The 12,777-nt window shown below is 54.0% G+C and carries 15 protein-coding genes; 7 read left to right on the forward strand and 8 right to left on the reverse strand.

Translation table 11 applies throughout. From position 1 onward, the window contains the following. From AB1S56_RS06950 to AB1S56_RS06960, 3 genes are all read right to left on the reverse strand, one after another. A complete protein-coding gene (locus tag AB1S56_RS06950) occupies positions 1–936 on the reverse strand; it encodes a TIGR03943 family protein (protein WP_340869734.1) in 936 nt (311 codons plus the stop codon). Continuing rightward, positions 933–1,979: a permease gene (locus tag AB1S56_RS06955; protein WP_340869735.1), complete on the reverse strand. Its 1,047-nt coding sequence runs from the start codon at positions 1,977–1,979 to the stop codon at positions 933–935. Before AB1S56_RS06955 ends, AB1S56_RS06950 begins: the two co-directional genes overlap by 4 nt. A 102-nt stretch (positions 1,980–2,081) precedes the next feature. Continuing rightward, positions 2,082–2,270 (reverse strand): DUF5325 family protein, encoded by a 189-nt coding sequence (locus AB1S56_RS06960; protein ID WP_340869736.1) that lies wholly within the window; start codon positions 2,268–2,270, stop codon positions 2,082–2,084. A gap of 129 nt (positions 2,271–2,399) precedes the next feature. Here AB1S56_RS06960 and AB1S56_RS06965 point away from each other — a divergent pair, with 129 nt between their 5' ends. Continuing rightward, positions 2,400–2,609, forward strand: coding sequence for an alpha/beta-type small acid-soluble spore protein (locus AB1S56_RS06965; protein ID WP_340869738.1), 210 nt, complete (start codon positions 2,400–2,402; stop codon positions 2,607–2,609). A gap of 147 nt (positions 2,610–2,756) precedes the next feature. Here the strand turns inward: AB1S56_RS06965 and AB1S56_RS06970 are convergent, their stop codons facing one another. After that, positions 2,757–3,743, reverse strand: coding sequence for a metal-dependent hydrolase (locus AB1S56_RS06970; RefSeq protein ID WP_340869739.1), 987 nt, complete (start codon positions 3,741–3,743; stop codon positions 2,757–2,759). Between the two features lie 92 nt (positions 3,744–3,835). On the opposite strand from AB1S56_RS06970, the gene AB1S56_RS06975 reads away from it, so the two are divergent. Beyond that, positions 3,836–4,141: a hypothetical protein gene (locus tag AB1S56_RS06975; protein WP_340869741.1), complete on the forward strand. Its 306-nt coding sequence runs from the start codon at positions 3,836–3,838 to the stop codon at positions 4,139–4,141. A gap of 30 nt (positions 4,142–4,171) precedes the next feature. On the opposite strand, the gene gerQ is transcribed toward AB1S56_RS06975, so the two are convergent. After that, positions 4,172–4,576 carry a spore coat protein GerQ gene (gerQ, locus tag AB1S56_RS06980; protein WP_340869800.1) on the reverse strand — a complete coding sequence of 135 codons (405 nt, stop codon included), beginning with the start codon at positions 4,574–4,576 and terminating at the stop codon, positions 4,172–4,174. Positions 4,577–4,747: 171 nt separating this feature from the next. After that, complete coding sequence (locus tag AB1S56_RS06985) at positions 4,748–5,170, reverse strand: cell wall hydrolase (RefSeq protein ID WP_340869743.1); 423 nt, start codon at positions 5,168–5,170, stop codon at positions 4,748–4,750. Between the two features lie 198 nt (positions 5,171–5,368). Between AB1S56_RS06985 and cyoE the strand changes: the two genes are divergently transcribed. Next, positions 5,369–6,256, forward strand: a complete 888-nt coding sequence (gene cyoE / locus AB1S56_RS06990) for a heme o synthase (RefSeq protein WP_340869801.1) — start codon at positions 5,369–5,371, stop codon at positions 6,254–6,256. Between the two features lie 25 nt (positions 6,257–6,281). Beyond that, positions 6,282–6,893, forward strand: coding sequence for an SCO family protein (locus AB1S56_RS06995; protein WP_340869744.1), 612 nt, complete (start codon positions 6,282–6,284; stop codon positions 6,891–6,893). Here the strand turns inward: AB1S56_RS06995 and AB1S56_RS07000 are convergent. Both AB1S56_RS07000 and AB1S56_RS07005 read right to left on the reverse strand, forming a co-directional pair. Then, the gene (locus AB1S56_RS07000; protein ID WP_340869746.1) at positions 6,890–7,261 is read right to left on the reverse strand and encodes a toprim domain-containing protein; all 372 of its coding nucleotides are present in this window, start codon (positions 7,259–7,261) and stop codon (positions 6,890–6,892) included. The genes AB1S56_RS06995 and AB1S56_RS07000 overlap by 4 nt on opposite strands. A gap of 359 nt (positions 7,262–7,620) precedes the next feature. Further along, positions 7,621–8,805, reverse strand: coding sequence for an MFS transporter (locus AB1S56_RS07005; protein ID WP_340869747.1), 1,185 nt, complete (start codon positions 8,803–8,805; stop codon positions 7,621–7,623). A gap of 160 nt (positions 8,806–8,965) precedes the next feature. On the opposite strand from AB1S56_RS07005, the gene AB1S56_RS07010 reads away from it, so the two are divergent. The 3 genes from AB1S56_RS07010 to AB1S56_RS07020 all read left to right on the forward strand — a co-directional run bounded on the left by AB1S56_RS07010 (position 8,966) and on the right by AB1S56_RS07020 (position 12,745). Then, positions 8,966–9,412 (forward strand): hypothetical protein, encoded by a 447-nt coding sequence (locus AB1S56_RS07010; protein ID WP_340869749.1) that lies wholly within the window; start codon positions 8,966–8,968, stop codon positions 9,410–9,412. Positions 9,413–9,452: 40 nt separating this feature from the next. Continuing rightward, entirely contained in the window at positions 9,453–11,567 is a 2,115-nt protein-coding gene (locus AB1S56_RS07015) for a penicillin-binding transpeptidase domain-containing protein (RefSeq protein ID WP_340869750.1), read from the forward strand. A 212-nt stretch (positions 11,568–11,779) separates the two neighbouring features. After that, a complete protein-coding gene (locus AB1S56_RS07020; protein ID WP_340869751.1) occupies positions 11,780–12,745 on the forward strand; it encodes a metal ABC transporter solute-binding protein, Zn/Mn family in 966 nt (321 codons plus the stop codon). Positions 12,746–12,777 lie beyond the last annotated feature (32 nt).

A 12,777-nucleotide genomic window follows, 5' to 3' on the forward strand; every position in this document is an offset into this window, starting at 1 on the left:
TCAGGACCCAAAGTCGAGGTCCGGATACACGTATGGCGTGGCGGGAGCTTCGATGGGTTCAACTCTGGTGGCGTCAAGCGATATGATATCAATGCCATCATACGGAATGACGGTCAGCTTGCCCTTCACCTTAATCCACTCATCCTCAGCGAAATGCTTCGCTCTTGGCCAAGTAATGACCAGACCGTAAGGCAGCGCGTCAGCCGAGCAGCAGTTCATCGCAAATCGGGTCACAGCTATTCGGTCCTCTCCCATTGCCTCCTCGCGGTAAACAAAGCCGCTGAGCTCGACCTCCTTGCCGAGCAAGGCGTCTCGGTATATATCCAGCGTCGTCAATGTCTCGATAAATTGCTTCTCGCTGACAACAATGAGGTCCTGCTTGTATAGCTCCATGCCCAGCTTCGCGTGGTCAACTGTATATTGGTCATAAGGGAACAACGCTTCAAGGCTATCAGAGGCTTCGCCAGCCTTCTGCGGGTCCGCTCCTGTCCCATTAAGCTGCCCCTCCTCGTTGGAGCTGTTGCCGGCACTTGTGCTTGCCGGTACCTCGCGCTCTGGCCGATTCACGGCTTCGCTGCCTGAGAAGCTGATGCCCTTCTTCTCGGCCATCGCGCTGCCAAGCGTGCTGGTTGGAATAAGGAATACCGTTAACAGCGGGAGCAGAAACAGGCCGTACATAATGGTATTGGCAAATGGAGATTTGGCATGGCCGTGCCCGCAGCCGCAGGCCTCATCATGCTGATGCTCCGTTGTTCTTGTGCGAATCGCTGCAAAAAACTGATAGGCGGCAGCGGCATACAAGCCGAGCGCCGAGAGCTTAACCAGAAGCTCCATGCGGGGAGCAACAAACATAATGGACTGTCCCGTTTGGAACAGATATACAATCATAAAGGCAAATGCCGCAAGCAGCACGCCTCGGAAAATATGATGTCTCATAGCAGCACCTCCGTCAACATGGCTCCCGCCAGCGTAAACGCAAAGACAAGACCGATAAGAAGCAACACAACTTTCACCTTAAAGGTTGAAAGCAGCATAAGCGTGTTTTTGAGATCCACCATTGGGCCAAAGACAAGAAACGCAAGCAGCGGACCCGTCTGGAACATGCCGCCGAACGAAGCGGCGATAAAGGCGTCGGTTGTGGAGCATATCGACAGCAGGAAGGCGAAAGCCATCATCAGCATATAGCCCAGCAGTGGCTGATCCGCGATGGAGGCAAGCATTTCCCGTTCTATGGAGGTTTGAATAATAGCTGTCAGCAAGGCGCCAAAAATTAAATATTTGCCCATGTCAAAAAATTCATCCGACGCGTGCCCCAGCGTAGCGGACCATTTGCTTTGACCTTTTCCGCCGCCCGTGGCATGAGTATGTGTATGGGTATGGGTATGAGTATGAGCATGTATATGCGCATGTGCATGAGTATGGCCGGCCTCACGCAAAGGACTGTGCTTGGCGAATTTGGCGAACACCAGACCAATGCTGACCGCAACGGCAAACGCGAGCGCCATTCGGGAATAGGTGACTTCCGGATTGGAGCGAAACGCGATATAGGTCGAGGAGAACACGATTGGATTAATAATCGGTCCTGCCAGTAAATACGTCATGCCGATATAGGCGGGCATACCCTTCCGGATAAGCCGACGAATAACGGGAATCATGCCGCATTCGCACAATGGAAAAATAATGCCGAGCAGTCCGCCGAACAATAGTCCGCCCCAAATGCTGCTTGGTGTAAATCTTCTGATGGTTTCGTCAGAAACAAATACTTGCAGGATGGCCGAAAAAATAACGCCGAGCAATATAAACGGAAACGCTTCGAGCAGGATGCCGATAAACAGCACATTAAACGCTTGCAGCTGTGTTGATTGCAGTAAGGCTGTTACGGTCGCAGGAGCCTCCCTGTTCAAGAGGATCAGGCCAAGCATTGCAATACAGCCCAGTGCCAGAAGCGGCGTGCCGTAACGGAATAGGGTTTGTCGCATAGCCAGAAATCCTTTCTTCATTTGTTAATGAATGATTAATAGTAACGATTACGAATCCACACCTTACTATAACATATGCTGCTTGTCCCGGCTATAGGACTACTATCTTCGTTCGGTTCCGTTTTCCTTCCGTCTCAGTCTCGCTTTGGTAATGAAGCCCGCTCCGATGCTGAAGAAGGTCAGTACGCTGAATACAAGCACCAGCCAGCCGTTGTGGGCGATGGAGATAGCGGTTGCGCTCATGAAGAGAACGGATAAGCAAGCAAAAAACAACGATAACGATTTAGACATGCCAGCACTCCTTTCCGAACTATTTTGAAAATATTTTTAAGTCCTAGCATACTTTTTTGGACGATGCACATAATAACTTTGCAAGCTTGCAACACAACAAAGTGCAGAGGACGAAAGGAGATTTATCCTATGAGCAGAAGTAACCAACTGGTGGTTCCACAAGCAACGCAAGCACTTGAGCAACTGAAAATGGAAGCAGCACAAACACTTGGCGTACAAATCCCTGCTGACGGTTACTACGGCAACGTATCCACTCGCGACGCTGGTTCGCTTGGCGGCTACATCACGAAAAAGCTGGTTCAAATTGCAGAGCAGCAATTGTCCGGCGGAATCCGTTAATCGCTTCTCATACACAATGTTGACTGATAGGCCCAAGGGTAACCTTGGGTCTTACCCTATTGGATCTGACTCCAAAAGAATGGCCCCATCCCATTGTGCAGGATGAGGCTTGTTCTCGTCAATGCACGCTAAGCGCGCAACCTCTATTTAATAAGTATCCATCCGCAGCCGCTTCGATAATCGATCGTCGCTCAGCCACCCCACATAGGAGCCAACCGTCTCAAACTGCTTGTTCATAAGCAGAACGCCGACGAAGGGATATTGCTTGCGATGGCGGTATCTCACATCCGACCATCTGACCTCATAGCCCCAGCCGTGCTCCTTCACATCCGCGCAGGCAAAGCTAGTGAAGTACAGGAACGATCGGATGGCGGGATCGCTTTTGGATTTTTCGACGGCCATATGGGTGGAGCACTTGACGCTGTCCAGCCAGCTCAGCGAGCGTCCCCGCAGGATGCCGATATGGAAGGATTGGTCTTCGGAATGCTTGACCACATTCCAGATGGATAAGGAAATGGTCGGAATCGCGATGTAAGAATCGCCCTTCCGGTGATGCTTGTCCAGGCTTTCCAGCAGACGCACCGTTCTTCTGGCCGTAACGGTTCGCCATACAAAATAGAGGGTCAGCAGCGTATACAGGATCGGGAACAGCTCCGCGGGATTTACGAGCCCGCCCGCCCACAGTAAAATAGCAATAATGTGGGATGTAAATATGACGGGATCAAAGATGTGAATAATATTCCATGAAATCCACTTCTCATTGAAAGGCCGCATGGCTTGTGTGCCGTACGTATTGAACAGGTCGGTAAAAACATGCACACATACCGCCAGCAGCACCCAGCCCCCAACATGAAGCCATGGCAGGCTGCCCCGGTAGATCAGCTGGAGCAGGCCGGTAATGGCTGCCGTCCAGATGAGCACAGCGGGCAGCGAATGTGAAAGTCCTCTGTGATTCCGGATATAACAAGCGTTGCCTCTGAGCCGCAGCACGTTGTCCAAATCCGGCGCTTGCGAGCCGGCTATGGTGCCAATCAATACGGCGGTATGCACGGCGGGATTAGCGGCGACGACGGGATCAACCATCGCCAGGCCAGCAAGCCCGATGCCCATAACGAGATGTGTGCCAGTATCCATAAGGTGTTTTGCCTCCCTGATGTCATGATTAGGGATAGTATCGCCTTGGAGCTGTTTCTTTATCAACGCGCCAGAGAGGAGACTTGAGCCAAATGTATATGTGTTTTGCAGAATATCGGATTATGCCGGAATACAGGGAATCATTCCTAGCCGTCAGCGAAAGGCTAGTTGCGGAGGAGCAGGGACGCGTCCGCTTGTACGAGGGTACGGATCAGCCAGGCTTGTTCGTAGAGGTATGGGAGGCTCCCAGCGAGGAGGAGGCGGAACGCGTGAAGGAAGAACGCCTCAGCGGGCGTTCTTCCTGGTCCGAGCTGCTGCCGTTCATATCGGGGGGAGCGGCAAAGCTTCACGTATGGACGTTCAGGCCGGTGATTACCGGTCAGGGATCGACGGATTGATTGAGCCGGGGCCTGGGGAGGGCCGAGGAGCTAGGTGCCGCTAATGGGAGTGCTTTGTGTGACAACCTCTCCATGGAACGGATATTCATAATTGATCGGCTCGTCGAACGTTACGTAATCCAGATTCAGCATGAGGAGCAGGAAACGCATGCCTGTTGCTGGATCGCTGATGACAATGTGATCGCGGCCTGCGGCCTCGATGACGCCTTTGAATATTTTGGCATTCCAATCGCGATTATTTTCATATGTCATATAGAAGGTAGCCAGCTTGCCGCGATTCAGGCGCAAAATGTTTTCAACATAGGACTCCTCCACGGCTGGCAGCGTTACGATGCTTCCACCGGCAGGCGTAACGAATGCGCCGCTTGGCACTGGCGGGGGCACCTGCGCGCTGGAAGGATACATAGCGCCTCCAGTTGGCACAGGCATCGACATAGGCATCATCATTGGTGCAGGAGCGGTCATGCCGTCATTGGCAGGAACAGCCGAGATTGTCGCTGTCTGCTGGTATCCGTATGGATAGTAGCCGCCTCCCGTACTGTAGCCTCCAGCTTGCTGTTCCGGTCTGTAACCGTAATTCGTCATGCTGATCATCCTCGCTTTCGCTTAATATACGGCAGGACAGTCGCCTGCGGTCGGAGTATAGAAGCAATGCGCTTTGTATCGACCGCTGTTGTACTGATCCCACCACGTGCCGGGGCATCCGCCGGCCGGCCGGAAAAACCAGAGCGCGTTGGATGCGGGATGCTGCCGCTCGCCATTAATGACCCGCTTGGCGAGACGGATCTCGCTCTCCCGCGCCCTTTGATAGAAGTAGCTTTTCTGAATAGCCTCGAAGCCGCCGGGGCTTTGGTACACCATCTGAGGAATAGAACGTATGTTTTTGAAATCGAGACAGTTGCCTCGTATGCGGTTGACTCCGACGTTGCCGACCATCAGCATGCCAAGCTCGCCTTCGCCCTCCGCCTCCGCGCGCAGCAGCCTCGCCAGCATCTTCGTATCCTCCGCGTTTGTCTTAATAACCGCCACAGATGCACTTCCTTTCTCATAGGCGTTCGACTACATGGTTATTGTATTGCCATGGTGTTCGATTGGTTCCTGGCCCATTATAATTGAGTGGTCGTGTCGAAATGATGAACAACAGCCGCGAACGTTGTCATGCCTTCTTTTTTTCGGTATGATTAGATTCGATTATCATTGAATGGAAGATGCGCGTTTTATCGCGTCTTGTCGCACAACTCGGGAGGCTGGCATGAAGTGCTTAAAGATTTAATTGCATTAACGAAACCGCGGCTCCTTCGACTGAACATCTTTGCGGCTCTAGGCGGTTTTTGGGTAGCCTCCAAGTGGGAATTCGATATTCCCCTTATGATATGGATGCTGATCGGCTCCACGTTAACGATGGCGTCTGCAACAGTCGTGAACAACTACTATGACAGAGAGCTCGACCAGAAGATGGAACGCACGAGGAACCGCACCCTGCCGCTGGGACGGATGAAGCCTGGGGCGGTGCTCGCTTATGGTCTCATCATGGGAGTGCTCGGCATCTCGATATTGTTCCTGCTCGTCCATCCCATTACAGGCTGGCTGGGGCTGCTGGGCTGGTTCGCCTATATTGTGATCTACACGATGTGGCTGAAGCGCTCCTCCACCTGGAGCACCTCAATTGGCGGCATCTCCGGGGCGATGCCTCCGGTCATCGGTTATTGCGCCGTAACCGGTGAGGTCGATGCCGGCGCCTGGATGCTGTTCGCGCTGCTGTTCCTGTGGCAGCCGGCGCACTTCTGGTCGCTCGCCATTCGCCGGGTAGAGGAGTACAGGGAGGCGGGTTTCCCGCTGCTGCCCGTGGTGAAGGGCATCAAACGGACAAAGCTGCAGATGATCCCTTATGTGCTGCTGCTTATCCCAACGGTTTGGCTCCTGTTCGAGCTGGAATATGTTGGATGGTACTTTCTTGTGATTTCGCTGGCGCTCAGCGTCTTATGGCTGGTGCATACACTGACAGGCCTTAAGGCTAAGGATACGGAGAAATGGGCCAAAGCAAACTTTTTAATTTCGGTGAACTATTTGATGATCGTCTTTATCGTTATGATTCTGGATACGGCGCGTATGTAACGGGATCGGGAAGGATGTGTGGGGCATGAGCTTTATCAGAAAACACAGCTGCAAGCTTGCTGTGCTCGCCTTGTGCGCGGCTATGGGCATTTATTTGTTGTTTACTTATGTGTGGAAGCCGGCGGAGCCGCTGCCAATTGTGCAGGCTGCGCCGTCATTCGAGATGACGGATATCGACGGCAATACCGTATCGCTGGACTCGACAAACGGCAAGGTTCGGCTGGTGTACTTCTACTTCGCCAATTGCCCGGATGTGTGTCCGCCTACGACCTATCTGCTGGGGGAGGCGCAGGAGAAGCTGCGCGAGGAGGGCTCGCTCGGCAAGGACGTGGAGCTGATCTCCATTACATTCGATCCGGAGCGGGATACCCCGGAGGTTATCCGGGAATTCGCGATCAATATGGAGGTGGAATTCGACGGCTGGCACTTCCTGCGCGGCGAAGAAGAGGCAACGATTCAGCTGGCTCGCGATTTCGAGGTAGCGGTGGTCAAGGATGAGAAGAACAATACGTTCATCCACTCCAACGCCATCATGCTCCTGGACCAGGACGGACAAATTCGAATGTGGATGAACGGCAGCGACCTTGAGGTTGTTACGCCGGAATATATAGTGAAGCAAGTGAACAGGCTGCTCTAGAATTCATCCTTGCTCCATTGGCTGGCGGGACTTTGCGCGGGTAACACGATATGCGCATCAAGTCCCGCCTTTTCTAATTGCTGGACCAAATAATCCTCGGGCGTGTGCTCCACGCCTGCATACCCTCTTCTCGTATAGATGTGCTCGGCGTCGGGAAACAGATCACGAAGCATGCCGCGAATCCGCTTGCCGGAGGAATCGTTGTCGGTGAAGATGAACACCTGGCGGTCCCCGACCGCCTTGCGCAGCTTCTCAAGCTGCTCCGTGCCCGGCGTGCCGAAGGTGCAATAAATATCGACCCTGTCGTCAAGCACCCGCCTCAGTCTGCTCCTGTCGTTTTTCCCCTCGACTACGATGGCAATATCCACGAGCCTCGCCTCCTCTATCGCTATACGCCTAGTGTACCACCAATATGCGGCACGGCAAAACGGACGGCCCGCACTCGGCGGACCGCCCGTCTTGAGGAGCTTATGATCGGCTTACCAGAAGCCGGCACATGCGATAATTACGAGCAGAATGAACAATACGAGAACGCCTACTACGTTGTTGCTGCCATGGTGGCCGCAGCCTTTGTCGAAAGCGGAGTTAACACCAGTCATCTATTTGTCACCTCTCTCGCCATTGTTTGAGAGCCAAGCGTGGTCCATCGAGCTGCTGTTTGGTTCGTTGTTCATGGCCGCTTGACATAATGTATCCTATGAGCGGAGGAGACGAATGCCTTGTGCGTTTACCCAGTTTTATGAAAAATGGGTGTTTGGCGATCAGGGGGGATGGGCCGCCATTTGAAAAACGGCAGGAACAGCACCGCGAGCATCATGCCCAGGAAGGCGATGTAGTACGGCGACACATAGCCCCGCAGCTGTCCGGCAAGCATGGGACCAAGAAAGGCGCCAATGGAGAAGGCGATCGACAGGACGGAGAAGGTGCGCCCGTATTTCTCCCCGCCGCTGGCTTCAATCAGAAGCGTGGACAGGGCTGGCAGTATAATGCCCTTCATCATGCCAATGCCAAGCAGCATGACAGGAAGCGGCAGAGGCGCTCCGGCCGCAATGCCGAAATAGAGCAGGGCGAGGCCGATAGAGCCAAGCAGCGTGCGATAAAATGCGGGATAGCGGTTCAGGAACAGCAGGCTCAGCGTAATAAGCGCGCCGATGCTGATGACCGAAAACAATAGCCCCGTCGTCATCATGGCGTCCTGCGTCTTCACCATCAGCGGAAGCTCGAAGGAGAGAATGCCCTGGGCGCAGCTGAAGCCGACGGGCAGCAGAAAGATGAGCCAGGGCAGCGGCTGCGAGCTTGGCCGTTTGCCTGACGGCTTCACGGAAGCGCTGGAGGTTCCATGAGCGGGATGTCGGTCCAGCTTCCGGTTGATATCCTTGATGAACAGAAGCGCGCAAAGGGCGGTTACGACGAGCATCCAGCCAAGCACCATAAAGGCGACGGAGAAGCCGATCTTGGCTACGAGATAGGCGCCGGCCGCGGGGGATACAACAGATGCCAGCGTATGAATAAGGCCGTTGCCGGCCATCAGCTTGCCTTGCTGCGTGATATCGTCCGTCAGCCGGGCCAGCAGCGCCAGACAGGCTGGGGAGAGGAACGCCAGCACAAAGCCGCTGATGGAACGGAGCAGCAGAAGCTGCCACGGATCGGTTACCTGCGACTGGAACAGCAGCACGATGCCCGCAGCCATCAGGCTGAAGACAATAAACAGGCGGCTGCCGTACCGGTCGACTCCGAAGCCCGCGATCAGATTGCCAGGCAGATGAGTGATGGAGTACATGCCCATCATAAGGCCGATAAAGGCTGGCGCGGCGCCGATCGAGATGGCGAACGGGGTCAGGATGGGGTATTGCGCATGCAGATCGAAGAAGGCGACAAACAGAAATAAATAAAGCCATATGGCGGTTTTCACAGGCGGTCCTCCCAGCTCTTTTTCTATATAGTTACTGATACGTGCCGGTGGGACAGGATATGACTACCTCACATGGAAGTGAGCGTTTACGCCCTATGTCCGCTAGGCTATAATGTTTTGTAATAGGGTTGAGAACGAGATATAATGGAGGGGTTCGAAGGTGGATTTTTTAGATTTTTCGTCTTATGACGCAGAGACCTGGACAACGTTTCTGAAGGAAAATTGGCTGATTCTAGTAATTGCGCTGGCTGCACTTTGGCTTATTGTCCGGATTGTGAAGACGGTTGTGAAGTGGGCTATTGTCGCTGCCGTCGTGATTGGCTTAATTCTCTACAGCGGCTATACGCTGGACGACGTGAAGGAGATTGGCGCCAAAGTGATGGACGGAGCGAAGCAGGAGGCGATTCAGCTGCTCGCCAACTCCAAGGACGCGGAGTACAAGATGAACGACGACGGCACCTATACCGTGAAGTCCGAAAGCGTGGAGCTGAAGGGACAGGCGGGCGCCAGCGAGGTTCAGGTATCCCTGTACGGCGCGCCTTACATTACCTTGGAGCTGGACGGCGTCATCCAGGCATTTATCGAGCAAGCGAAACAAAACGGTTAGCGTGCAGGCCATGCTGCCTGCATGAATGGGAGTGAAGGACATGCAGGACGATCCGCAGAAGCGGGAGATAGACAACCGGCGGAACTTCTCGTTCCGTCTGAACTTTTTTTTCTTTATTACCTTTGCGTTATTCAGCATGCTGATCGTGCGTTTGGCGGTGCTTCAGTTCGTGGAAGGTCCCAGCCTGAACGCCAAAGGCGTGGAAATTAGCACAAGAAGCAATCAAATTCCGCCCATTCGGGGCAATATTTATGACATGAACGGCTATCCCATTGCCTATTCGACGTCGACCCAGTCGATATACTACAATATTCAGCCATCTACGAAGGCCAAGTCCAACGAGGAAGCGGCGAAGGAGACGGCCGAGAAGCTGGCGGACATCTTCGCGGAATACGGCGACCCGGACAACGCGATGACGGTGGACGACATCCTGTTCCAGATGGATCTGGGGTCCACGCGGAACGTTCAGTCAGTGCCGAGACGGATCAAGTCGGGTCTGACCAAGGAAGAGATTGCTTACTTCATGGAGAATAAGTCCGCATTCACGGGCATCGACATTATGGAGGAGAGCGTCCGTAATTACGATAAAAGCTCGATCGCGGTGCAGCTTGTCGGTTATCTGAAGAAGTATAAGGGCGTCAGGACGTCCAATGACTTCTATGCGGAGAAGATGAATGAGACGGAGCCGACTCTTCAATATTTGGAGGAAGAAGAGGTGGGTCTCGACGGCCTGGAGTTCATGTACCAGGATGTGCTGCGGGGCAAAAACGGCCTCAAGTCTTATCCTGTCAACAGACTTGAGCATATTATCGGTCCCGTTCGCATCACGAATCCGGAGAAGGGCGCGAACCTATACCTGACGATTAACAAGGATGTGCAGCTGAAGACGGAAGAAGCCATTATGTCTCATCTGGAGAAGATCCGCACCTCGGAGAATCGTTACGAGAAGGCGCTTTACGCGCAGACCGGCTTCGCCGTGGCGATGGAGGTCGACACCGGCAAGGTTGTCGCTATGGCGAGCATGCCGGATTATGACCCCAACATCTGGGCCGGCGGGAGTATCAGTACGGAGGATTATAATAACTTCCAATATCGGCTCGCCAACGGGACGATCCGCACGGTATATGGCTCATATTCCGATGAGGAGCGGAAGCAGCATCCCTCCTCCATTGTACCGTCGGGCTCTGTCATCAAGCCGCTTACCGTGCTTGTTGGGCTGAGCGAGGGATTATTCAATACCAACTCGTATTACAACGATACGGGTGCATTCTATTACGGCAAAGCTGGTCATGAGACACGTATTGGCAACTCTGAAGGCAAAGTATTCGGCCGTATCGACGGCGCGGGCGCAATTAAAAACTCATCCAATCCGTTTATGGCGGCTATGGTTGGCAACGCTCTTTTTCTGCGCGGCCCCGTCAACGGCCAATCCAGCGTAGAGATTTGGGACAGCTATATGAAGCAGTTCGGGCTGGGCGTATCAACCGAAAGCGGCTTGCCAGGCGAAGTGCTGGGCGTAATTGACTACTTCAAGGAGGCGCAGAACGGAAGCCCTCAGTCGGCCCTTGTCCAAGCGTCGTTCGGCCAGCAGGGCCGGTATACAACGCTGCAGCTGGCGCAATATACGGCCATGCTGGCCAACAGGGGGCAGCGGATGAAGCCGCAGTTCGTGAACGAAATCAAGGACGCCGACGGCAATGTTGTGGAAGGCTTCCAGCCGGTTGTGTTGAATACGGTTGAGCTGCCGGAGGAATATTGGGAAGAGATTGAATATGGCATGTCGCAGGTGAAGGTGCAGGGCTTCGAGGGCTTCCAGCACAGCTTCAACCGGAAGACGGGCACGTCGCAGCAGCCGGTTTCCAAGCGCGAGGCGAACAACGCGGTGTTCATCGCGTACGCTCCTGCGGAGAATCCCAAGCTGGCCGTCGCCGTTGTTGTGCCGGATGGCGGCTTCGGCAGCTTCGGCGCAGCCCCCATCGCGAGGCAAATCTTCGACGCTTACGATGTGGAGATTGGTCTGACCGGCACGCCGAACACAGCGCTGAAGAACGCGTTGGCGGCTCAGGCGAACGGCGCCGCAGACGCCGCTGGAGAGGTGCCTGGCGATGCGGCAGATGCTGGAGATGAAGAGCAAGCGGCGGCGGAGGAGCAATAACCTCCGTCAGCAGTTATGGCTGTCCTTAACGGGTTTGGTTAAGGACAGCTATTTTCATAAAATAAATGTTGCACAAGAGAAACATTTTTGTGTATTATTAAAAAAAAGGCGCTGGACTAAATAAGCTTGACCAGGGCAACACCTAGGGGAACCCATGAAGTGCAGACAAGCGAATTTTAAAAACTTTGAATGGATATGAGGAGGAACATACGATGCGTATGGGAAGCAGAGGGAATTCCGCATTTAAGAGATTTATGATGACGATTTTATTCCTGGTTGTCACAACGCTTGCTTTATCGGCTTGCAGCAATACGGAAGATGGCGGGGCAGGGGACGGCAAGCTCAATATTACGGCAACAACGGGGATGATTGCGGATGTGGTTGCGGAGGTTGGAGGCGAGCACGTTCAGGTGTCGGGACTGATGGGACCGGGTGTCGATCCTCATCTGTACAAGGCGTCGCAAGGCGACGTGAAGAAGCTTGACGACGCGGATCTCATCTTCTACAACGGCCTTCATCTGGAGGGCAAGATGGGTGAAATATTCGAGAGGCTGGAGAAGAGCAAGCCAGTCGTAGCTATATCCTCCAGGCTGGAGGAAGCCCAGCTGATGATGGACCCCGCGGCAACGGACGGCGCGGTGCATGACCCGCATATCTGGTTCGACGTGAAGCTGTGGATGTCCGCGGTAGAGGTTATACGGGATACGCTTGTAGAGAAGGACCCGGACCATGCAGCGGCTTACGAGCAGAACGCGGCAGCTTATCTGGTGAAGCTGGAGGAGCTCGACAGCTACGCGAGGGAGCAGATCGCATTAATTCCGGAGAAGAGCCGCATTCTCGTAACGGCGCATGACGCCTTCGGCTATTTCGGCAGAGCTTACGGCCTGGAAGTCACAGGTTTGCAGGGAATGAATACGATGTCGGAATACGGCTCCAAGGATGTAAGCGAGCTGCGTGATTTCCTAGTCGAGAATGGCATCAAGGCCGTATTCATTGAATCCAGCGTGTCGTCGAAGTCCATCGAATCCGTCATCGAAGGCGCCAAGAAGCTGGGTCATGAGGTGAAGATTGGCGGAGAGCTGTTCTCTGACGCGATGGGCGATGCGGGGACGGAGGAAGGCACCTACCTCGGCATGGTAAGACATAACGTAGACACGATTGTCAGCTCGCTGAAGTAACGGTGAGCTGACCGAGACGAAAGGACGTGAGC

The sequence above is a fragment of the Paenibacillus sp. PL2-23 genome (genome assembly GCF_040834005.1).
Lineage (GTDB): Bacteria > Bacillota > Bacilli > Paenibacillales > Paenibacillaceae > Pristimantibacillus.

Excerpts from the sequence above, each read along its gene's own strand:
- AB1S56_RS06975 (WP_340869741.1), top strand. The coding sequence starts at position 3,836 with ATGTATATGTGTTTTGCAGAATATCGGATTATGCCGGAATACAGGGAA.
- AB1S56_RS06960 (WP_340869736.1), bottom strand. The coding sequence starts at position 2,270 with ATGTCTAAATCGTTATCGTTGTTTTTTGCTTGCTTATCCGTTCTCTTC.
- AB1S56_RS06955 (WP_340869735.1), bottom strand. The coding sequence starts at position 1,979 with ATGCGACAAACCCTATTCCGTTACGGCACGCCGCTTCTGGCACTGGGC.
- AB1S56_RS06995 (WP_340869744.1), top strand. The coding sequence starts at position 6,282 with ATGAGCTTTATCAGAAAACACAGCTGCAAGCTTGCTGTGCTCGCCTTG.
- AB1S56_RS07015 (WP_340869750.1), top strand. The coding sequence starts at position 9,453 with ATGCAGGACGATCCGCAGAAGCGGGAGATAGACAACCGGCGGAACTTC.
- gerQ (WP_340869800.1), bottom strand. The coding sequence starts at position 4,576 with ATGTCGATGCCTGTGCCAACTGGAGGCGCTATGTATCCTTCCAGCGCG.
- AB1S56_RS06950 (WP_340869734.1), bottom strand. The coding sequence starts at position 936 with ATGAGACATCATATTTTCCGAGGCGTGCTGCTTGCGGCATTTGCCTTT.
- AB1S56_RS06965 (WP_340869738.1), top strand. The coding sequence starts at position 2,400 with ATGAGCAGAAGTAACCAACTGGTGGTTCCACAAGCAACGCAAGCACTT.
- AB1S56_RS07020 (WP_340869751.1), top strand. The coding sequence starts at position 11,780 with ATGCGTATGGGAAGCAGAGGGAATTCCGCATTTAAGAGATTTATGATG.
- AB1S56_RS06970 (WP_340869739.1), bottom strand. The coding sequence starts at position 3,743 with ATGGATACTGGCACACATCTCGTTATGGGCATCGGGCTTGCTGGCCTG.